At 72.2% G+C, this 21,331-nt stretch carries 17 protein-coding genes; 7 read left to right on the top strand and 10 right to left on the bottom strand.

Annotated elements, in window-relative coordinates:
- The first annotated feature begins 188 nt into the window (after positions 1–188).
- From OG429_RS28800 to meaB, 4 genes are all read left to right on the top strand, one after another.
- On the top strand, positions 189–1,352 hold the full coding sequence (locus OG429_RS28800) for an ROK family transcriptional regulator (RefSeq protein ID WP_328930460.1): 1,164 nt from the start codon (positions 189–191) through the stop codon (positions 1,350–1,352).
- A gap of 61 nt (positions 1,353–1,413) precedes the next feature.
- The gene (locus tag OG429_RS28795) at positions 1,414–3,279 is read left to right on the top strand and encodes a methylmalonyl-CoA mutase family protein (protein WP_328928147.1); all 1,866 of its coding nucleotides are present in this window, start codon (positions 1,414–1,416) and stop codon (positions 3,277–3,279) included.
- Positions 3,276–5,462, top strand: coding sequence for a methylmalonyl-CoA mutase (gene scpA / locus OG429_RS28790; RefSeq protein ID WP_328928146.1), 2,187 nt, complete (start codon positions 3,276–3,278; stop codon positions 5,460–5,462). Before OG429_RS28795 ends, scpA begins: the two co-directional genes overlap by 4 nt.
- A 10-nt stretch (positions 5,463–5,472) precedes the next feature.
- The gene (gene meaB / locus OG429_RS28785; protein WP_328928145.1) at positions 5,473–6,453 is read left to right on the top strand and encodes a methylmalonyl Co-A mutase-associated GTPase MeaB; all 981 of its coding nucleotides are present in this window, start codon (positions 5,473–5,475) and stop codon (positions 6,451–6,453) included.
- A 35-nt stretch (positions 6,454–6,488) separates the two neighbouring features.
- Here meaB and OG429_RS28780 read toward each other — a convergent pair whose 3' ends face one another.
- Positions 6,489–9,776 carry an NACHT domain-containing protein gene (locus tag OG429_RS28780; RefSeq protein ID WP_328928144.1) on the bottom strand — a complete coding sequence of 1,096 codons (3,288 nt, stop codon included), beginning with the start codon at positions 9,774–9,776 and terminating at the stop codon, positions 6,489–6,491.
- 85 nt (positions 9,777–9,861) lie between these two features.
- Entirely contained in the window at positions 9,862–10,863 is a 1,002-nt protein-coding gene (locus OG429_RS28775; protein WP_328930459.1) for an asparaginase, read from the bottom strand.
- Between the two features lie 148 nt (positions 10,864–11,011).
- Here OG429_RS28775 and OG429_RS28770 point away from each other — a divergent pair, with 148 nt between their 5' ends.
- Positions 11,012–11,467, top strand: a complete 456-nt coding sequence (locus OG429_RS28770; RefSeq protein ID WP_328928143.1) for an Lrp/AsnC family transcriptional regulator — start codon at positions 11,012–11,014, stop codon at positions 11,465–11,467.
- A gap of 93 nt (positions 11,468–11,560) precedes the next feature.
- Here the strand turns inward: OG429_RS28770 and OG429_RS28765 are convergent, their stop codons facing one another.
- The 7 genes from OG429_RS28765 to OG429_RS28735 form a co-directional block, all read right to left on the bottom strand.
- Entirely contained in the window at positions 11,561–12,370 is an 810-nt protein-coding gene (locus OG429_RS28765; protein WP_328928142.1) for an ABC transporter permease, read from the bottom strand.
- On the bottom strand, positions 12,367–13,335 hold the full coding sequence (locus tag OG429_RS28760) for an ATP-binding cassette domain-containing protein (RefSeq protein WP_328928141.1): 969 nt from the start codon (positions 13,333–13,335) through the stop codon (positions 12,367–12,369). Before OG429_RS28760 ends, OG429_RS28765 begins: the two co-directional genes overlap by 4 nt.
- Before the next feature lie 92 nt (positions 13,336–13,427).
- Entirely contained in the window at positions 13,428–14,861 is a 1,434-nt protein-coding gene (locus tag OG429_RS28755; protein ID WP_328928140.1) for a class II 3-deoxy-7-phosphoheptulonate synthase, read from the bottom strand.
- Positions 14,858–15,661: an indole-3-glycerol phosphate synthase TrpC gene (trpC, locus tag OG429_RS28750; protein ID WP_328928139.1), complete on the bottom strand. Its 804-nt coding sequence runs from the start codon at positions 15,659–15,661 to the stop codon at positions 14,858–14,860. The genes OG429_RS28755 and trpC overlap by 4 nt, the downstream gene beginning before the upstream one ends.
- On the bottom strand, positions 15,658–16,683 hold the full coding sequence (trpD, locus tag OG429_RS28745; protein WP_405681339.1) for an anthranilate phosphoribosyltransferase: 1,026 nt from the start codon (positions 16,681–16,683) through the stop codon (positions 15,658–15,660). The genes trpC and trpD overlap by 4 nt, the downstream gene beginning before the upstream one ends.
- Before the next feature lies 1 nt (position 16,684).
- Positions 16,685–17,272: an anthranilate synthase component II gene (locus OG429_RS28740; RefSeq protein ID WP_328928137.1), complete on the bottom strand. Its 588-nt coding sequence runs from the start codon at positions 17,270–17,272 to the stop codon at positions 16,685–16,687.
- Positions 17,269–18,756, bottom strand: a complete 1,488-nt coding sequence (locus OG429_RS28735) for an anthranilate synthase component I family protein (protein ID WP_328928136.1) — start codon at positions 18,754–18,756, stop codon at positions 17,269–17,271. The genes OG429_RS28740 and OG429_RS28735 overlap by 4 nt, the downstream gene beginning before the upstream one ends.
- A 292-nt stretch (positions 18,757–19,048) precedes the next feature.
- Here OG429_RS28735 and gntA point away from each other — a divergent pair, with 292 nt between their 5' ends.
- The gene (gene gntA, locus OG429_RS28730) at positions 19,049–19,789 is read left to right on the top strand and encodes a guanitoxin biosynthesis heme-dependent pre-guanitoxin N-hydroxylase GntA (protein ID WP_328928135.1); all 741 of its coding nucleotides are present in this window, start codon (positions 19,049–19,051) and stop codon (positions 19,787–19,789) included.
- A gap of 52 nt (positions 19,790–19,841) precedes the next feature.
- Complete coding sequence (locus tag OG429_RS28725; RefSeq protein WP_328928134.1) at positions 19,842–20,744, top strand: DUF5937 family protein; 903 nt, start codon at positions 19,842–19,844, stop codon at positions 20,742–20,744.
- Positions 20,745–20,748: 4 nt separating this feature from the next.
- Here OG429_RS28725 and OG429_RS28720 read toward each other — a convergent pair whose 3' ends face one another.
- Complete coding sequence (locus tag OG429_RS28720) at positions 20,749–21,216, bottom strand: ATP-binding cassette domain-containing protein (protein WP_328928133.1); 468 nt, start codon at positions 21,214–21,216, stop codon at positions 20,749–20,751.
- Between the last annotated feature and the right edge of the window lie 115 nt (positions 21,217–21,331).

Here is a 21,331-nt window from a genome sequence, read left to right as displayed (position 1 = left end):
CGGGACGTAACGTGATGTGTGGCGTGGCCAGGCCCGTAAGGGCCGAAGCCAGGGCCAGGGCGCCATAAATCATGCAGTCCCGGCCGACACACCACCCCGGCACCGACCCCGACCCCGCCAAGCCCCCACACGGGCCTCCGTCATGATCGCAGGACGCACCCCGCCCCCGAGGAGACCGTGTGACGCGTATGACCGGTGACGGCCGGGCGGCCGCCAATGCCGCCACCGTGCTGCGGACAGTCCTGGAGCACGGGCCCGTGGCCCGCAGCGGCATCGTCCGCCTCTGCGGGCTCAGCCCCGCCGCGGTCTCCCGGCAGACCACCGGTCTGCTCCGCAGCGGCCTGCTGCGCGAGCTGCCCGGCCCCGCCGACGGAGTGGGCCGCCCGCGGATCCCGCTGGACCTGCACACCGGGGCCGTCGGCGGACCCGTCGCCGCCGGGCTGCACATCGGCGTACCCGCCTCGACCTTCAGCCTCGTCGACCTGCGCGGCCGGCTCCTGGCCCGGCGGGCCTTCTCCCACGAGGGCCGCTCCCCGGCCGGCCTCGCCGCCGACATCGCCGCCGAACTGGCCCGGTTCCTGGCCGAGTCCGACACCGGACGCCCGCGACTGGGCGTCGGCGCAGCCCTCGGCGGGTGGATCCGCCCCGACGAGGGCGTCGTCGTGCACCACCCCGTGCTGCGCTGGCGGCAGAAGCCCCTCGGTGCCGAGCTGTCCGCCGCCGTCGGACTCCCGGTGCGGGTCGACAACCACGCCCGGGCCGTCGCACGGGCCGAGATCCTGTTCGGCCGCCCGGAGGCCCGCCGCAGCCTGGTGCACCTGTTCATCGGCAACGTCGTCGACGCCGCCTTCGGCATCGAGGGGACCGTGCACCAGGGCCCGGGCTCGGCCGCGGGCGACGTGGCCCACCTGCCGGTGCCCGGGTCGCGGACGCGCTGCGCGTGCGGACGTACCGGCTGCCTGGAGGCGACCGCCTCCGACACCGTGCTGGGCGCCGAGGCGGTCCGCCGGGGCATCGTGCCGGACCCGTCCGTCGGCATGCTGGTGGACGCGGCCGCCACCGGCGACCCGCGGGCCGACCGGCTGCTGCGCGAGCGCGCCCGCGCCGTGGGCCGCGCGGCGGCTCTTCTGTTGGATGTCTTCAATCCCGCGATCATGGTCGTGACCGAGCTGTCGAGCGTCCTGCACGAGGGGTATCTGGAGGAGATCCGGGGCGCCGCGACGGAGTTCTCGCACGTCGGCGACGACCCCGCGCGGATCGTCGTACCGCACGCGGGCCCGGCCGTGCTCCCGGAGGCGGCGGCAACGGTGCTGCTCAGCCGGGTTTTCCAGGATCCGTTCGGCACGCTGTGAGAGGGCGAGATCACACCCGCCGGTATGGTGCCACCTGAGCGCCCTCCCCTACATTCGAGCCATGACGGTCCTGCCTGACGACGGGCTCTCCCTGGCCGCCGAGTTCCCTGACGCGACGCATGAGCAGTGGCAGCGCCTTGTAGAGGGCGTACTGCGCAAGTCGGGCAAGGAAGCCTCCGGCGAGGCCGCTGAAGAAGCGTTGTCCACCCCACTCGAGGACGGGCTCACCACCCGCCCGCTGTACACCGCGCCGCCCGACGGGACGGCTCCCGACACCGGTTTCCCCGGCTTCGCCCCCTTCGTACGGGGCGGCAGGCCGGAAGGCACCACCGCGAACGGCTGGGACGTGCGCCAGCGCCTCGCGGGCACCGATCCGGCACGCCTGAACGAGGCGGTCCTCGCCGACCTGGAGAACGGGGTCACCTCGCTCTGGCTGACCGTCGGCCCCGGCGGCATCCCCGTCGACGGCCTCGCCCGGGCCCTGGACGGGGTCTACCTGGACCTCGCCCCGGTCTCCCTGGACTCCGGAGCCGAATACGCGCAGGCCGCGCGAGCGTTCCTCGCCCTGTGCGCCGAGCGCGGGACGCAGCCGGCGGCGGTACGGGCGAGCCTCGGCGCCGACCCCCTGGGCCACGAGGCCCGTACGGGCGAAGCGCTCGACATGGCCGACGCCGTGTCCCTGGCCCGGGAAGCCGCCTCCGGCTATCCCGGGGTGCGCGCCCTGACCGTGGACGCCCTGCCGTACCACGAGGCCGGCGGCAGCGTCGCCGAGGAGCTGGGCCTCTCCCTGGCCACCGGTGTCGCCTACCTGCGTGCCCTCACCGGGGCCGGCCTGAGCACCGCGACGGCCCTCGGCCAGCTGGAGTTCCGCTACGCGGCCACGGCCGACCAGTTCCTCACGATCGCCAAGCTGCGCGCAGCGCGCCGCCTGTGGGCCCGTGTCGCCGAGGCCTCGGGGGCCCCGGAGGCGGGCGCCCAGCTCCAGCACGCGGTGACCTCGCCGGTGATGATGACCCGCCGCGACCCGTGGGTGAACATGCTGCGCACCACCGTGGCCTGCATGGCCGCGGGCGTGGGCGGCGCGGACTCGGTCACCGTGCTCCCCTTCGACAACGAGCTCGGCCTGCCGGACGCCTTCGCGCGCCGGATCGCCCGCAACACCTCCACGATCCTGCTGGAGGAGTCGCACCTGGCCCGCGTGATCGACCCGGCCGGCGGCTCGTACTACGTCGAGCGGCTCACCGACGAACTCGCCCACGCCGCCTGGGAGTTCTTCCAGACCTTGGAGAAGGCGGGCGGCCAGGCCGCCGCCCTGCGCTCCGGGCTGGTCGCCGAACGGCTCGCCGCCACCTGGGCCGAGCGCTCGAAGAAGCTGGCCAAGCGCCGCGAACCGATTACGGGTGTCAGCGAGTTCCCGCTGCTCTCGGAGAAGCCGGTCGTACGCGAGCCCGCGCCCGCCGGACCCACCGGCGGACTGCCGCGCGTACGGCGCGACGAGGCGTACGAGGCCCTGCGCGCCCGCAGCGACGCGCACCTCGCGGCGACCGGCGCCCGGCCCAGGATCTTCCTGGCCGCGCTGGGTCCGGCGGCCGCGCACACCGCGCGCGGCACTTTCGCCTCGAACCTCTTCCAGGCGGGCGGCATCGAGCCCGTGCACGATCCGGTCTCCGTGGACCCGGCGACGGCCGCCGCGGCCTATGCCGCGAGCGGCGCCGACGGCATGGCCGTGCTGTGCTCCAGCGACGCGCTGTACGAGGAGCAGGCCGCGGCGGTGTCCGAGGCGCTGCGCGCGGCGGGCGCCACGACCGTGTTCCTCGCGGGCAAGCCGGGTACCGCAGAGGCTTCCGTGGACGAGTACGTGTTCGCCGGCTGTGACGCCGTCGCCGTGCTGTCCTCCGTACTCGACCGGATGGGAGTGCCGTCTTGAGCATCCCCGATTTCTCCGAGCTGGCGCTCGACCCGACCGCCGCCGCCGGGGTGTCCGAGGACAACTGGCGCTCCGCGGTGAAGGAGTCCACCGGCACCGCCGCCTCCGACCTGCTGTGGGAGACCCCCGAGGGCATCGGCGTCAAGCCGCTGTACACGGGCCGGGACCTGGAGGGTCTGGACTTCCTCCAGACGTACCCGGGCGTGGCCCCGTACCTGCGCGGCCCGTACCCGACGATGTACGTCAACCAGCCCTGGACGATCCGGCAGTACGCCGGCTTCTCCACGGCCGAGGAGTCGAACGCCTTCTACCGGCGCAACCTGGCGTCCGGCCAGAAGGGCCTGTCGGTGGCCTTCGACCTGCCGACGCACCGCGGCTACGACAGCGACCACCCGCGCGTGACGGGCGACGTCGGCATGGCGGGCGTGGCCATCGACTCGATCTATGACATGCGGCAGCTCTTCGACGGGATCCCGCTGGACAAGATGTCGGTGTCGATGACGATGAACGGCGCGGTGCTGCCCGTTCTCGCCCTGTACATCGTGGCGGCGGAGGAGCAGGGCGTCTCCGCCGACAAGCTCGCCGGGACCATCCAGAACGACATCCTCAAGGAGTTCATGGTCCGCAACACCTACATCTATCCTCCCAAGCCCTCGATGCGGATCATCTCCGACATCTTCGCGTTCACCTCGCAGAAGATGCCGCGGTACAACTCGATCTCCATCTCCGGCTACCACATCCAGGAGGCCGGGGCCACGGCCGACCTGGAGCTGGCGTACACCCTCGCCGACGGTGTGGAGTACCTGCGCGCCGGTCAGGCCGTCGGGCTGGACGTGGACGCGTTCGCGCCGCGCCTGTCGTTCTTCTGGGCGATCGGCATGAACTTCTTCATGGAGGTCGCGAAGCTGCGCGCCGCCCGCCTGCTGTGGGCGCGCCTGGTCAAGCAGTTCGACCCGAAGAACGCCAAGTCGCTGTCGCTGCGCACGCATTCGCAGACCTCGGGCTGGTCGCTGACCGCGCAGGACGTCTTCAACAACGTGACGCGTACGTGCATCGAGGCGATGGCGGCGACCCAGGGCCACACCCAGTCGCTGCACACCAACGCCCTCGACGAGGCGCTCGCGCTGCCGACGGACTTCTCGGCGCGCATCGCCCGCAACACCCAGCTGCTGCTCCAGCAGGAGTCGGGGACGTGCCGGTCGATCGACCCGTGGGGCGGCAGCGCGTACGTCGAGAAGCTGACGTACGACCTCGCCCGGCGTGCCTGGCAGCACATCGAGGAGGTCGAGGCGGCCGGCGGCATGGCGCAGGCCATCGACGCGGGCATCCCGAAGCTGCGCGTCGAGGAGGCCGCGGCGCGTACGCAGGCGCGGATCGACTCGGGTCGGCAGCCGGTGATCGGCGTGAACAAGTACCGCGTCGAGAACGACGAGGCGATCGACGTACTGAAGGTCGACAACTCGTCGGTGCGCTCGCAGCAGATCGCCAAGCTGCGGCGGCTGCGCGAGGAGCGCGACGAGGCCGTCACGCAGGACACCCTGCGGGCGCTGACGAACGCGGCCGAGCGCGGCGACGGCAACCTGCTCGCCCTGGCGGTGGACGCGGCGCGCGCCAAGGCGACGGTGGGTGAGATCTCGGACGCACTGGAGAAGGTGTACGGGCGGCACGCGAGCCAGATCCGTACGATCTCGGGTGTGTACCGCACCGAAGCAGGCGAGTCCCCCTCCGTGGAGCGCACCCGCGCCCTGGTCGACCGGTTCGAGGAGGCCGAGGGCCGCCGTCCGCGCATCCTCGTCGCCAAGATGGGCCAGGACGGCCACGACCGCGGCCAGAAGGTGATCGCGACCGCCTTCGCCGACCTGGGCTTCGACGTGGACGTCGGCCCGCTGTTCCAGACCCCGGCGGAGGTGGCCCGCCAGGCCGTCGAGGCGGACGTCCACGTGGTGGGCGTCTCGTCGCTGGCGGCCGGCCACCTGACCCTCGTACCGGCGCTGCGCGAGCAGTTGGCGGAGGAGGGCCGCGAGGACATCATGATCGTCGTGGGCGGGGTCATCCCGCCGGCCGATGTCCCCACGCTGCTGGAGATGGGCGCCACGGCGGTGTTCCCGCCCGGAACGGTGATCCCGGACGCCGCCCACGACCTGGTGACGCGGCTGGCCGCGGATCTGGGCCACGAGCTGTAGGCGGCGGCCGGTGCCGAAGATCGACATCGAGGCATACGCGAAGGGGGTGCTCGACGGGAAGCGCGCGTTCATCGCGCGCGCGATCACGCTCGTCGAGTCCACTCTGCCCGCTCACCGGGTGCTGGCGCAGGGGCTGTTGACGGAACTGCTGCCGCACGCGGGCCGGGCCCGGCGGATCGGCATCAGCGGGGTGCCGGGGGTGGGCAAGTCCACCTTCATCGACGCGTTCGGCACGATGCTGACGGGGCTCGGCCACAAGGTCGCGGTCCTCGCGGTCGACCCGTCGTCGAAGCGCACGGGCGGCTCCATCCTCGGCGACAAGACGCGGATGGAGCGGCTGTCGGTCGACCCGGCGGCCTTCGTCCGACCGTCGCCCTCGGCGGGGACGCTGGGCGGGGTCGCGAAGGCCACCCGCGAGTCGATGATCGTGATGGAGGCGGCGGGCTACGACGTGGTCCTCGTCGAGACGGTCGGCGTGGGCCAGTCGGAGACCACGGTGGCGGGGATGGTCGACTCCTTCCTGCTGCTCTCCCTGGCCCGTACGGGCGACCAGCTGCAGGGCATCAAGAAGGGCGTCCTGGAGCTGGCGGACGTCCTGGCGGTCAACAAGGCGGACGGCCCGCACGAGCGGGACGCGAAGGCGGCCGCCCGTGAACTGTCGGGCGCGCTGCGCCTGATGCACCCGGCCGACGCGGCGTGGACCCCGCCGGTCCTGACGTGCAGCGCCCGCGAGTCGGCGGGCCTGGACGAGGTGTGGAACCGTCTCGAACAGCACCGCACCCTGCTGGAGGCGGGCGGCCGGCTGACGGCGAAGCGGGCGTCCCAGCAGGTGGAGTGGACCTGGTCGATGGTCCGCGAGGAGCTGCTGGAACGGCTGCGTTCGGACCCGGCGGTACGGGAGCTCGCACCGGGCCTGGAGGAATCGGTCCGCGCGGGCTCGGTCACCCCGACCTCGGCGGCGGACCGGATCCTGGCGGCGTTCGGGAACTGACGGCGGGACGGGCGGCACCCCCGGGTGCCGCCCGGTCACTCGATGTGCAGATCCACCGACGGCGGGAGCAGGTCGGCGCCGCGGATCGGGACTCCGCCCGATGCGATGTAGACCTGCTGAAGCCGGGCCAGTCCGGCCAATGGTGCGACGTCAATGCCGGTGTCGCCCTCCGTCGCGACGTCCGCGATGAGCCGGCAGTCTTCCAGTCCGGTGAAGGCCGCGGGCAGTCGGTGGACGGCCGCTTGCAGAACTCGTTCCCCGCCGCCCCCGACGAGGATCAGAGTGCTGACGTCCGGCAGCACCGCTCCCGCCGGAAGGGCATCGAACGACGTGGCGGAGACGGTCAGGTACTCGAGGGAGCCGAGGGCGCGGATCTCATGCCAGTCGGCTTCCGAGCCGGGACCGGACTCGGCGTTGAGCACCAGGCGCCGGAGACCGCAGAGCACTCCGATCCCCTTGAGCCCGTTCACGGGACTCACTTCACCGTCCACGGTCAGCCACTCAAGAGGTGCGCCCGTGGGCAGAGCCTCGGCGGACCAGCTCATGCCGGAAGGACCGCGGACGTTCAGGGATTCCAACTGGGAGAGCTGAGAGACCTTGCGCAGGTCGAGATCGGGTCGGGCGCCGGTGATGTCCAGATACCGGATCGGCAGGCCCTCGATCCCGTCCAGGTCCGTCAGGCCCGGGCAGTGGCCGATGCCGAGGAATTCCAGGGCGGACTGCCCCGCCAGGAAGCCCAGGTCGGGCGCGGTGTCGTTCGAGTACGTGATCTCGGTGAGGCTGTACCGGCCGATGTACGTCGCCAGGTGGTCCGGTGACACGTCGTTCCTGATGTCCAGGCGGGTCGGCCGGAGTCCGAGGCGGTCCAGATGACTGAGCTGTTCGTCGGACTGCACCGTGTAGAGGAGATCGGCCGGGTCCAGCTGTGCGATGACCTCCTCAGCGTATCGGGCACTTTCGAACCGTGACCACGCCCACACGAGCTGGGAACGGACCGGCAGGGAGGGGTGCTTGGCGAACTGCGCGAGGAAGGAGATGGCAGCGTCCGACGTCACGTGGGAGGCCGCGATCACCACGTAGTAGGCGTCGACCTGATCAAGGTTCTCCGGGCCGGGGAGCAGGCCCAGGATGAGCGGACCGGCTTCGGACAAGGCGCGTGCCTCTTGCTCGTTCCCCGGCGGGATGAGAGTGCCGGTGCGCGACTCGACGGCCGCGCGTACCTCCGGGTCGAGCGTGGTGGCGTGTTCGAGGCAGGCGGCCGCGAGCAAGTACACGCGGGCCTCGGTGCGCTTGTCGGGGGAACGGTCTCCCAGAGCGAGCAGGTCACGGATGATCGTGACGCGCTCGCCGGGCCGGGCGAGGGCGACAGCCATCCGGATGACGTCTTCCCACTGGTCGTCGGCGGCGTGGCCGGCGAGTAGGCCGAAGTCGCCCTCCTCCACGGCGGCCCGCGCACCGAGGAAGTCCTGGAAGGTGCGGTGGACGAAGTCCACGGTGCCGGGCGTCGGTTCCCGCAGGAGCCCGCTGCGCTGGAGGAAGTGCGCGAAGACGACGCGCGCTTCACCCAGAGCTGCCGCTTCCGGGACCGAGGGCAGAGCGCGGGCGATGATGTCCTCCGCGCGGGAACGGTCCATCTCCGTACGGCCGTTCTTGATCAGCCAGTACGCGAGCCGTTGGAGCAGGTCGAGCTGAGGCTCCTCCCGGAGGTCCGGGCCCGCCATGTCGCGCTCGCGGTCCCGGCGGCTCAGCAGCATCGAGAGGGCGGCCTCGTAGAGGTCCTTGCGGCCGTGCGGGAGGTAGCCCCGCCGGTCCCGGTGGAGAGCGCAGATCAGCCCGCACATCAGGGGGTTGGTCGCGAGCCGGCCGAGATCGGGTTTGGTGCGCACGGCCGCCAGGAGCTGGGCCTGGTACTCCTGGAGGACGGCATCGTCGTCCGTTCCGACGTGGGCCGCCTTGTGCCACCGCTCGATGAACGTAGCGATGTCGGCGGGGCCCATCGCGGACAGCGTCAGCTCGGTGAAGTCGTCCCCGGCGAGCCAGTCCGCCCCCACGGCGGAGGGGCGCGAGGTGACGAGCCAGCGGTTGTCACCGTCGTAGGTGTCCATGAGGTCCCGCAGCCAGCCGCGGGTCCGCTCGCGCTCACGGTCGGGGATCTCGTCGATGCCGTCGACGAGGACCAGGCCCCGCCCGGTGGCGAGGACCCGGTGCACCCAGCCGTCCGGCTGGGCACCTCCGAGCGGACAGCCCGCCGCGGCCAGGAAGTCCTGGGGCAGCGGGAGCCGCTCGCCGTGGCGCGTCAGGGTCCGCAGCGGCAGGACGAACGGGATGCGGTCGTACAGGTACTCCATCTGCGCAGGGAGGTCCTGGCGGGCGGCGGTGACGGCCAGCCACTGGACCAGCGTGCTCTTGCCGGAGCCGGCCTCGCCCCGGAGCAGGACACGGTGGCTGCTGGCCAGGGCCTGGTCCGCGGGCTGCGGACCCGAGGCGTCGCGGTACGCCTGGCGGAACACGCGGCGCGCCGTCCGCGCCGCCTGCGGATCGGTGGAGGCGGTGAGATCGAGCCCCGCGCCGGCCAGTTCCGGAACCTCGACGACGTGGTCGAGGGACACGCGCCACTGCGACGTCGCTTCCAGGCTCAGGTACGCCGCGTCCAGCGGCCACCGCGTCGGGGAGTTGCTGAGGTCGATCCCGTAGATCGTCAGCTTGCCGTGCCTCTTGGCCACGTACGGCAGGTACACCTGCTCGAAGGCGGCGTCCTCGGCGCCCGGCAGGGGCGCGCGGCGGATCAGTTCGTCGACCTTGGCCGTCAGCTCGGCGATCCCGCGCGTCTGCTGTACGAGGGCGTGGGCGACGAACGTCGAGCGCTGCGTGAAGAAGTGGAGGATGTGGAGGCAGGCGGCTTCGAGCAGCCGCTCGTAGAAGTACGTGGCGTCGGCGCTCAGTTGGGCTTCGGGCCGGCCGCTGACCCGGCGCAGCTCCCGCGCGAGGGCTTCGGAGCCGAGCCGGACCGCGTCCAGATCGGTCAGTGTGATGTCGCCCAGCGCGTGCAGGGTGGTGGCCAGGGCCTCGGCCACCGCCTGCTGTTCGTCGGCGGGGATGGGGCGCTCGCCCGTACGGAGGGCCTGTTTGACCAACTTGGCCGCCAGGTCGTGGAGATCGGATTGCGTGAGCGAGCGCTTCTCGCCCCTGAAGGACACGTGACCCGAGATCCGGACCGGTTTGTCGACGAGACCGGCGCCAGGGCCTTCGGTGACGAAGAGCTTCCTGACGAGCGGGGCGATGGCCGCCGAGGCGAGTCGGATGCCGATGGTCCCGGGTTCCATGCGTCCCCCCGTGGCGCGATGACCGATGCACCGGATCCTATGGCGCCCCGGTCATACCGCGCTGAGGAACGCTGCGGGACAGCCCTCAGGCGCCGATCAGGACCGGGCCCTCGGAGGAGAGGGTGTCGCGCAGGATGCGGTTCTGCTCCGCGCCGTCGGTGGAGGCGAGCAGTGCGGAGAGCACCGCGATGCGGGCCTGGCCCGCGCGCAGGGTGCCCGTCGGTACGGCTCCGGCCGCGACCAGGTCCACGGCGCCGCCGTGGGTGTAGATCTCGGTGACCGGCCCGGCCATCACGCGCGTGGTGAGCGCGACCAGTACGCCGCGCCCGATGGCGGCCCTGACGGCGTCCACGATCTCGGGGGTGGCGTTGCCCGCGCCCGTCCCGACGAGGACGATGCCCCGCGCGCCCGCCGCGACGGCGGCGTTCAGCAGCACCGCGTCGCCGTCGGCGTGGTGCACCACCACGTCGACGCGCGGCTGGAGTTCGGGCATCGCGGGCAGCGGGAGCGGGGCGGGGCGCTGCGGTGTGCGCAGGATCGCGACCTTGCCGAAGCCGACCTTGCCGAGGAGTTCCTTCGAGGGGTCGGCGAACGCGTCCAGCGCCACGGCCTGGCTCTTCACCGTGCCGCGGGCGGCGTGCACCCGGCCGGCGAAGGCGATCAGCACGCCCAGCCCGCGCGTGGTGTCGGCGGTGAGCAGCGCGTCGTAGAGGTTCTCCGGCCCGTCGCCGTCGGCGGTGCCCATGGGCCGCTGCGAGCCCGTGAACACCACGGAGCGCGGGTCGTGGTGGTGCAGGTCGACGAGGAACGCGGACTCTTCGAGGGTGTCGGTGCCGTGCGTGACGACGATGCCGTCCACGCCGGGATCGGCGAGCACCTCGTGCACGGTACGCAGCAGGGTGAGCTGGTGGGCGGTGGTGAGCCGCGGGCTGTTCACGCTGAACAGGTCCACGAGCTCGACGGTGATGCCCTCGGGCAGCGGCGCGGTGGCGACGACCTCACTGCCGTCGGCGTCCGCCGCGAAACCCGAGCCCTGCCAGCGGCTGGCTATCGTCCCGCCGGTGCTGATGACGACGATCCGTCCCATGGCCGTGGCCGCCCTTTCCTCGTATTCCTCGTCACCCGTACAGGTGAACTCGCACACGCGCGCGAGACAGCAATCATAGAGAGATCTACGCGCAATGTGATTGCTTCTTTGGCCCCTCCTGTCACACTGGCTGGGTGATAATTGCGCAATGGATGCCATCGACCGGGATATCTTGCGTGAGCTCCAGGCGGACGGCCGCCTCAGCAACCAGGAGCTCGCCCAACGCGTGGGCCTGACCCCCTCCCCCTGCATGCGCCGGGTGCGGCAGCTGGAACAGGACGGGGTGATCCAGGGCTACCGCGCCGTGATCTCCCCCGAGGCGGTGGGCCGCGGTTTCGAGGTGCTCGTCTCCGTGGAGGTGCGCCGCGACCGCGAGGCGGTCGAGGCCTTCGAGGCGGCCCTGCAGGACATCCCCGACGTCGTCGAGGCGTACCGCCTCTTCGGCAGTCCCGGCTGCCTGCTACGGATCGCCGTCGCGGACCTGCGCGCGTACGAACGCCTGTGGATCGAGAAGCTGACGGCGCTCGAAGGGGTCACCGAGGTCAACTCTCAGATCATCATGAAGCGCATCAAGGAGCCGACCGGCCTGCCCGTGGAACGCTGAGCGCGGACAGCGCGGACGGGGATGCGCAACGGGGCGGCAGCGACCCCCCGGCCGCTGCCGCCCCTGTCCTCACGGCCTGCGGCCGCCGCCTGGCTACCTGCCCAGGCGGCGGCGGTACGCGCGCATCGACAGCGGGAAGAAGACCACGACGAAGCCGGCCATCCAGGCCAGACCGCCCAGCAGCGGCCCCGTCAGCGAGCCCTCGCCCAGCAGCAGCGAGCGGTTGACGTCGGTCATCAGGGTGACCGGGTTGATGTTCACCCAGACCTGCAGCCAGCCCGGCATGGTTTCGGCCGGGGCGAAGACGTTGCTGCCGAAGCTGAGCGGCATGACGGCGCCGATCAGGACACCGGGGACGGCCGCCGGAGTACGGACCAGGATGCCCGCCAGGATCGCCATCCAGCACACGGACAGGCCGAAGGCGATCATGAGGACGACCGCCAACAGCACGGCGAGCGGATTGGTCTGGATCCGGAAGCCCATCAGCGTGCCCACGCCGAGGACCACGGCGACCGACAGGAAGTAGCGGGCCACGTCCCCGATCACGATGCCCGCCAGCGGCGCGGAGCGGGCGATGGGGAGGCTGCGCAGGCGGTCGAAGAACCCCTTGGAGATGTCCGTGCACAGCGCGACACCGGTACCGATGGTGACGAACAGCGGGCTGAACACCAGCAGACCCGGGACGAGTTGCTGGAGGTAGCCGTCGCGGTCGCCCCCGGCGATGGCGCCGCTGAACAGGAACGTGAACATGAACAGCATCAGCAGCGGCTGGAGCGTCACGTCGACCAGGGCGTCAGGGTTCTTCCTGAGCTTGGTGACGTTCCGGGAGGCCAGGGACAGCGCGTTGCCGACGGCTTCCAGCGGGCCGATGCGGCGGCGCGCCGCACGGGTGGGGGTCGTCATCGAAGCTTCTCTTCCGTGAGGGGGGCCCGTACGCCGCCCGGGCTGGTGATCGCGAGGAACGTCTCGTCCATGGTGGGCAGGCGCAGCCCGAGCTCGTCGAAGGCCACGTCGGCCGCTTCGAGCTTGTGGACCAGGGCGGACAGGATCACCGGGTCCTGGACGGGCACGGTGAGACGGCCGGTGTCCTCGTCGCGGGCGGGCAGCTGACCGGTGAGGCCGAGCATGATCTCGGCGACGGTGTCCACCTGGTCGCGCCGGGTGGCCCTGACCTCCAGGGTCTGGCCGCCCGCCATCCGCTTGAGTTCGTCCGGGCGGCCCTCGGCGACGACCGTGCCGTGGTTGAAGACGGTGATGCGGTCGGCGAGCTGGTCGGCCTCTTCGAGGTACTGCGTGGTGAGCAGGACGGTGACCCCGCCCGCGACGAGGCCCCGGACGGTGTCCCAGACCTCGTTGCGGCTGTGCGGGTCGAGCCCGGTGGTCGGCTCGTCCAGGTAGAGCACCGAAGGCCGGCCGACCAGGCTGGCCGCGAGGTCGGCGCGGCGGCGCATGCCGCCCGAGTACGTCTTCACCGGGCGGCCCTCCGCCTCGGTGAGGCCGAAGTCGGCGAGGAGCTCACGGGCCCGGGACCGGGCGTCGGCGGCGGGCAGCCGCAGCAGCCGGCCGATGAGCGTGAGGTTCTCGACGGCGCTGAGCTCCTCGTCGAGCGCCGCGTACTGGCCCGTCAGGCCGATCACGCCGCGCACCCCGACCGGGTCGCGGATCAGGTCGTACCCGCCGACCGTGGCCCGGCCGGCGTCCGGGGTGAGCAGGGTCGCGAGGATGCGTACGGCGGTCGTCTTCCCGGCCCCGTTGGGGCCGAGGACACCGTGGACGGTGCCGGCCGGCACCGCGAGGTCGACGTCCCGCAGGGCCGTCGTCTCCCGGTACCGTTTGACCAGTCCCTCGGCCTCGATCGCGAGCGGCATGGGAGTTTCCCTTTCGTAGGCTGGCGTGCGAGATGTTTCCACCCGCCTGATCGGCGTCACAAGGTCATTAAGGCCTCGCCTAATCGCCCCGCTCAGACGGAATGCTGCGAGCGCAGCAAGTCGCCCACGCGGAAGGCGAGTTCGAGGGACTGCACGGCATTGAGCCGCGGGTCGCAGGCCGTCTCGTAACGCGTGCCGAGCTGCCCGTCGAGAATCTCCTCCAGATCACCGCCGAGGCATTCGGTGACGTCGTCACCGGTGAGTTCGAGGTGAATTCCCCCGGGATGGGTGCCCTCTTCACGGTGTACCGCGAAGAATTCGGCCACTTCGGCGGTGACATCGGACAGCCGGCGGGTCTTGTAGCCGCTGTCGGAGACGAAGGTGTTGCCGTGCATCGGGTCACATGCCCATACCGGGACGTGTCCGGCGGAGCGTACGGCGTGCAGCAGCGGTGGCAGCAGGTCCGCGGACCTGCCCGCGCCGAGGCGGGTGATCAGGACCAGTCGGCCGGGTTCCCGGTCCGGGTCCAGCCGTTCGCACAGTGCGCGCAGGCCCTGCGGAGTGGTGCCGGGGCCGACCTTGACGCCGACCGGGTTGCCGAGCCCGGACAGCAGTTCCACGTGGGCGCCGTCGGGGTCGCGGGTGCGGTCGCCGATCCAGAGCATGTGGGCGCTGGTGCCGAACCAGGTGCGGCGGCGCTCGTCGTACCGGGTCAGGGCCTCCTCGTAGGGCGGCAGCAACGCCTCGTGGGAGGTGTAGAGCTGGATCCGCTGCAGGGCGGAGAGGGCGCGGGCGTCCACCCCGCAGGCGGTCATGAACCGCAGGGCCCGGCTGATGTCGTCGGCGGCCGATTCGTAGCGCCGCCCGGCGGCGCTGCGCCGGACGAACTCCTGGTTCCACGCGTGCGCCTGGCCGAGGTCGGCGTATCCGCCGAGGGTGAGCGCGCGCAGCACGTTGAGGGCCGCCGAGGAGTGCTGGTACGCGCGCAGCAGCCGGTCCGCGTCGGGACGGCGGGCCTCGGCGGTGAACTCGGGCGCGTTGACGATGTCGCCCCGGTAGACGGGCAGCTCCTCGCCGCCGATGGTCTCGGTGGGACGGCTGCGCGGCTTGCCGAACTGGCCGGCGATGCGGCCGACCTTCACCACCGGCAGGCCGGATCCGTACGTGAGCACGACGGCCACCTGGAGGATCACGCGCAGCTTGCTCCGGATCCCGTCCTCGGTGCAGGAGGCGAACCGCTCGGCGCAGTCCCCGGCCTGGAGCAGGAAGCCCTCGCCCGCCGCGACGCCCGCGAGCGCGCCGCGCAGGCCCATGATCTCGTCGGGCAGGACCAGCGGGGGCTGGAAGGCGAGGGTGCTCTCCACCCGATGCAGGGCTTCGGGGTCGGGCCAGTCGGGCTGCTGGGCGGCGGTCCGCGTGCGCCAGGAGCCGGGGCTCCAGGAGCCGGTGTCGGCAGGCGCGTCCGCGGAGACGGCCGACGGGCTGCTCACGGTGGCGGTGGCGGTGGCGGTGGCGGTGGCGGTCATCCGATCAGCTCCTTGATCACGGCACCGGGGTGCGCGGCTCGCATGAGGAGTTCACCGACGAGGACGGCGTCCACCCCGGCCCGTTCCAGTGCGCGGGCGTCCTCGGCGCCACGCACTCCGCTCTCGCCGACCATGACCCGACCGGGGCCGACCCGGTCGCGCAGCCGGGCACAGAGCGTGCGGTCGATGGCGAAGTCCCGCAGGTCGCGGTGGTTGACCCCGATGACGGTGGCGTCCGCGGCGAGCGCGGCGTCCACCTCGGTCTCGTCGCGCACCTCGACGAGCGGCTGCATGCCGAGCTGCCGGGTGGCGGCGACGAGTTCGGCCAGGCGCGGCGCGCTCAGGGCGGCGGCGATGAGCAGCAGGGCGTCCGCGCCCAGTGCCCGGGCCTCCAGGACCTGGTACTCGTCGACGACGAAGTCCTTGCGCAGGAGGGGGACGTCCACCTCGGCGCGGACCGCGGCCAGGTCCTCCGGGCTGCCGCCGAAGCCGGCCTCGTGAGTGAGGACGGACAGTGCGGCGGCCCCGCCCGCGGCGTAGGCGCGGGCCAGTTCGACGGGCCGGTAGTCGTCGGTGAGGGGCCCCTTGGAGGGGCTGCGGGGTTTGAGTTCCGCGATGACGCCGAGGCCCGGGGCCCGCAGGGCGGCCGCGAAGTCGCGGGGGGCGGGCGCGGCGGCGGCCCGTACGGCCAGTTCCGCCACGGGGCAGGCGGCGCGGCGGCGTTCGGTCTGCTGCCGGGCCTGGTCCACCAGGGTGCCCAGGACCCCGGTCAGGACCCCGGCCTGCTGTGCGGCGCTCACGCGGACACCTCCAGCTCGGCTCCGGCGAGCTGCCGGGAGACCGCGACCCACCGGTTCAGCAAGGTTGCGGCGGCTCCGGTGTCGAGGGCCGCGCGGGCCGCGGCGAGGGCCTCGTGCCAGGTACCGGCCGCGTCCGCGACGCGCAGCGCGGCGGCCGCGTTGAGCAGGACGGCCTCGCGGGCGGGTCCGCGCTCCCCGGCCAGGACCCGGCGGATGACGGCCGCGTTGACGGTACGGTCGCCGCCGGCCAGGTCGGCGGGGGTGTACGGGCGCAGGCCGAGCCCTGCCGGGTCGAAGCGGTACGCCGTACGGGTGCCGTCGGGCAGCAGCTCGACGACGCGGGCGGCGGCTCCGGTGCTGAGTTCGTCCATGCCGTCCTCGCTGTGGAAGACCATCGCGCGCCGGGCGCCGAGCCGGGCCAGCACCTTGGCCATCGGCTCGACCAGGTCGGCGCTGGGCACCCCGAGGGTGCGCAGCCGCGCCCCGGAGGGGTGGCAGAGCGGGCCTAGCAGGTTGAAGACGGTTCGGGCGCCCAGCTCGCGGCGCGGCGCGGCGGTGTGCCGGAACGCCGGGTGGAACCGGGGGGCGTACAGGAAGGTGATGCCGGTCGCGGCCAGGCAGTCGGCGGCCTCGCGGGGGCCCAGGTCGATGCGGACCCCGAGCTCCTCCAGCACGTCGGCGCTGCCGCAGGCCGAGGAGGCGCTGCGGTTGCCGTGCTTGGCGACGCGGACTCCGCAGGCGGCGGCGACGATCGCGGAGGCGGTGGACACGTTGAAGGTGTTCAGGCCGTCGCCCCCGGTGCCGCAGGTGTCCAGCACGTCCCCGCCGAGCGGTACGGGCGTCGCGAACTCCTGGGCGGCGCGGGCCATTCCGGCGAGGTCGTCGACGGAGGCGCCGCGCACGGTGACGGCGAGGGCGAAACCCGCGATCTGGGCGGTCGTGGCCTCGCCGCGCATGATCGTGCGCATCGCGGAGGCGGCCTCCGCCTCGGTGAGGGACCGCCGGGCGACGGTCTTCAACAGGTCAATCAAGGCTGCACTCCAGGAAGTTGGCGATCAGCTGTTTGCCGTCGGGGGTGAGCACCGACTCGGGGTGGAACTGCACGCCGAAGGTGGGGTGGTCGCGGTGGCGCAGGCCCATGAGGGTGCCGTCGGCGGTGTGGGCGTTGCCGGCGAGTTCGGCCGGCAGGCTGTCCGGGTCGACGACCAGCGAGTGGTAGCGGGTGGCGGTGAACGGGTCGGGCAGTCCGGCCAGGACGCCGGTGCCGTCGTGGTGGACCGGGGAGGTCTTCCCGTGGACCGGGGCGCCGCGGACCACGCTCGCCCCGAAGGCCTCGGCGACGGCCTGGTGGCCGAGGCAGACGCCGAGGATGGGCAGTCGGCCGCTGAGCGCGCGCACGGCCTCGACGCAGATCCCGGCGCCCGCCGGACTGCCCGGGCCGGGCGACAGCAGGAGCAGGTCGTAGGCGGCGAGTTCGGCGACGGTGGTGGCGTCGTTGCGGAAGACCTCGGGCGCTCCGCCCATCTCGCCGATGTAGTGCACCAGGTTGTAGGTGAAGGAGTCGTAGTTGTCGAGGACCGCGACGCGGGGTACGGGGGGCGGGGTGCTCACGCGTGGGCCTCCGCCCGTCGTACGGCGGTGATCATGGCGCCCGCCTTGTGCAGGGTCTCCTGGTACTCGGCGCCAGGGTCGGAGTCGGCGACGATGCCCGCTCCGGCCTGTACGTGGACCTGGCCGTCGGCGACGACCATGGTGCGCAGCGCGATGGCGAAGTCGGCCTGGCCGTCGTGGCCGGCGAAGCCGAGCGCGCCGCCGTAGACGCCGCGGCGCTGCGGCTCCAGCTCGGCGATGATCTCCATCGCCCTGATCTTGGGCGCGCCGGAGAGGGTTCCGGCGGGGAACGCGGCGCGCAGGGCGTCCAGCGGGGTGCGGCCGGGCGCCAGCCGGCCGGAGACGGTGGACGACAGGTGCATCACGTGGGAGAACCGCTCGACGCGCATGACCTCGTCGACGGTGACGCTGCCGATCTCGGTGACCCGGCCGAGGTCGTTGCGGCCGAGGTCGACGAGCATGACGTGCTCGGCGCGTTCCTTCTCGTCGGCGAGGAGTTCGCGCTCCAGCGCGAGGTCGATCACCGGGTCGGGGTGGCGGGGCCGGGTGCCGGCCAGCGGGCGGGTGCGTACCCGGCGGCCCTCGCTCTTGACGAGCAGTTCGGGCGAGGCCCCGATGACGTGCCGGCCCCCGCCCAGGCTCAGGTGGTACATGTACGGCGAGGGGTTGGTGGACCGCAGGTGCCGGTAGAGGTCGAGGGGTTCGGCCTCCAGCGGCTTGCTCAGGCGCTGCGAGAGCACGATCTGGAAGGCGTCCCCGGCCGCGATGTGGGCCTGGGCCCGCCGCACCCGGTCGCGGAACTCGCCCTCGGTGAGGTTGGCGGTCCAGCCCGCCGTGGGGTCGGCGACCGGGACGGAGGGCAGCAGCGGGCGGCCGGAGATCCGGCCGGCGGGGACGGCCGTGCGCAGCCGCCGGGCCATGGCGTCGATCCGGGCGACCGCCTCCTCGTACCTCTCGGCGGCCGGGCGGTGCAGGGTGATGAGCAGGACGCGCTGGGTGGCGTGGTCGAAGACGACCAGGTCGTCGGCGATCAGGAAGGCGGATTCCGGCAGCCCGGGTCCCGGGCCCGCGGCGAGCGGCAGTTCCTCGAAGTGGCGTACGGATTCGTACCCGAGGTAGCCGACGACCCCGCCGTGGAAGGGCGGGAGTCCGGGCACGGGCGCCTCGGACGCCGCGAGCCGGCCCTGGAGGGCGGCCAGCGGGTCGCCGTCGGGCAGCGCGAGCGGTACGGGGCGGTGGCCGACGTACGAGTAGCGGGCGACGCCGCCGGAGACGGGCACGCTCTCCAGCAGGAAGCCGGGCTCGTCGGACCCGCAGAGCAGCGCGAAGGCGGCGACCGGCGTGAGGGTGTCGGTCAGGAACTCCTGCCGGACGGGGACCACGTCGTGGGTGCGGGCCAGGGCGGCGGTGGCGGCCCGGTCGGGCACGGTCGCGGGGTCGTCCGCGAGGGCCGTCCCGGTGGCGGCTTCGGTGGGAGCCGGCACAGGTGTCCTCCAAGTGTTTTCCGGTCGATTTCGGTGCTGCGTCGGGGAGGGTGTCCGGCCGGACCGTAACCCCGGCCATCCGCCCGCACCATGACTTTCAATTTCCGCTGAAGTGACCCCCAAGCACCCCTCAAGGCCTCACCACACCCACTCTGACCTGCGGAAACAGCATCCCGCCCGACATGTTTCCAGCCAGTAACTGTGAATAATTCACATTCAACACGAAGAAGAATTCATACCCCGGCATGCGAACTACTCACGTTGCCAAGAAACAAGCCGATGTCTAAAGTGGATGGCGCTGCATGGGGGAGGAGGTGCATGCATTTGTACACGATGCACATCGCGGCAAGGGGGAACTATGGAAAATCCGGTTCACAGGCATCTGGCGGACTGGATCATGGGCGAGGATTTCTCGTGCCTGGCGGCCAAAGCGGCCGTACGCAGAGGAACCCTGACGCCCGTTCAACTCGGCAGCATGGGCAGTGCGGACGCGACGTCCGACCTGCACACCGCAATTTTCGAATTCACGAAAATGGAATTGTCGCCGACCGAGAACTTCGCGACACTCGTCGCGGTATTCGAGGAGCCGTCGGCTCTCACCGAGCCGGAATTCGACGCGCTGATGTGGCAGCAGCTCACCGATCTGCACGCCGTGGACGTGGAGCAGGGGTTCTCCTGGGCGCCGGACGTCTCCCCGGACCCGGCATCGCCGGACTTCGCGTTCAGCCTGGCCGGCCACCCGTTCTTCGTGGTGGGCATGCACGCGAACGCGTCCCGGATCTCCCGGCGGTACCCGCGCCCCGCCCTCGCCTTCAACTCCAACCACCAGTTCCGGCGGCTGAAGCAGTCCGGCGTCTACTACGGCCTCCAGCGCCGTATCCGGCAGCGCGAGGAACGCCTGCAGCGGTCGATCAACCCCAACCTCGCCGAGTTCGGTGAGGCTTCGGATGCCCGCCAGTACTCCGGAGCCGCCACCGGCGAACAGTGGCGCTGCCCCTTCCATCCCCAGGACGGCACGGCCTCCGGCTCCTGAGCCGCCGGCCGGCCCGGCCCCCCTTCTTCGATCACGGAGTGTGCATTCCGTCATGCAACGCGTGCATTTTTCCGGCCAGGACCTGGCGCGCACGGTCGTCAAGGTCGCCGAGCGGCCGCTCGTCGAAACGCTGTTCGCCCTGGACCTGCTGGCCCGTCAGGGGGGCGGCGACGGCTACGCCTCCTGGCGTCAGCGGACCACGAGCCGGCTGGGCCGGCGCTCCTGGTCCCTGATGACGCTGGCCCGCACCCTGCGGCCGATCCCCGACCTGCTGCACATGGCCGAGGACTCCGCGAACCAGGAGCCCGGGACCGAGCGGCAGAACCTGGCCGGGATGCTGGAGGAGTTCCACAAGGCGGCCCTCGCGCCGTACTGGGACCGGGTCTCGGCCACCCTGGAGGCCGACTGCGCCGCCCGCGGCCGCACGGTCCTGGCGGGCGGCATCGAGCAGTTGCTGTCGACGCTGCACCCCACGGTGCGGTGGAACGGCGGCGTCCTGGAGATCCCCAGCCACCGCTCCCAGGACGTGGTCCCGGGCGGCGCCGGTCTGCTGCTGGCGCCGTCCATGTTCCTGTACGACCGGCCGGTGCTGATACCCGCGGCAGGCCGGGGCCGTCCGCCGGTGCTCGCGTACCCCGTCGCCGCCGGTTCGGCCGAGACCGTGCTGGCCGCGCCGTCGGCCGAGCAGAGCTGCGCCGACGCCCTCGGCCCCCTCGTCGGACGGACCCGGGCGGCCATCATGAAGACCCTGACCGACAGCTGCACCACCACCGAACTCGGCCGCCGCATGGGCATCTCGGCGGCATCCGCCAGCCAGCACACCTCCGTGCTGCGCAGTGCCGGGCTGATCACCACCCAGCGGCGGCTCAACACCGCGCGCCACTCGCTCACCCCGCTCGGCGCCGCCCTGCTGGACGGCTACCACCACCGGGACCTGGCGCGCGTGAAGCCCTGACCGTTCAGGGGCACGACGCGGTCAGCTGCGCCAGGCGCGCGTCGATCTGTGCGGCCGTGACGTCGCACATGACGTCGGCGAGCCGACCCTCCACCAGGAACAGCACGACATCGGCGGCGGCCGCCACGGCCGCCGCCGATGTCGTGACGAGCACCGTACGGGCCTCGTCCTCGAGGCCCATCACCGTATACAGGCTCCCGGCGTCCGCCAGGTCGTCGGCGACGAGCAGCTCGGGCCGGGCCGGGTCAGCGGCCGGCAGTCGCTCCCAGCAGGACGGGGCGGGGGTGACGATCCGGTCGTGCCGGCCCACCCACCCCGAAGTCGGTGCCCGGCGGCCGGTCACACACGCCAGCAGGGTGCTCTTGCCCGCCCCCGGGGGGCCGATGACGGCGGTCACCCCGCCGCGCACGAGGCCGACCGTCACCTCGCTCAGGGCCCGCACCTCACCGTAGTTCTTCGAGACGGCGTCCATTTCCAAGGCATACGGCGAAATTTCCAGGGAGTCACAACCCCCGGCTGCTTCCTTGGTGTTCATTTGCGTGGACCTCCAGTGCATCGAGCGATATGAAGAAGCTACCGACCGGGCG

Source organism: Streptomyces sp. NBC_00190 (assembly GCF_036203305.1).
Taxonomy (GTDB): domain Bacteria; phylum Actinomycetota; class Actinomycetes; order Streptomycetales; family Streptomycetaceae; genus Streptomyces.
Note: the sequence above shows the minus strand (reverse complement) of the source record. Positions and strands in the feature narration are given on the sequence as shown.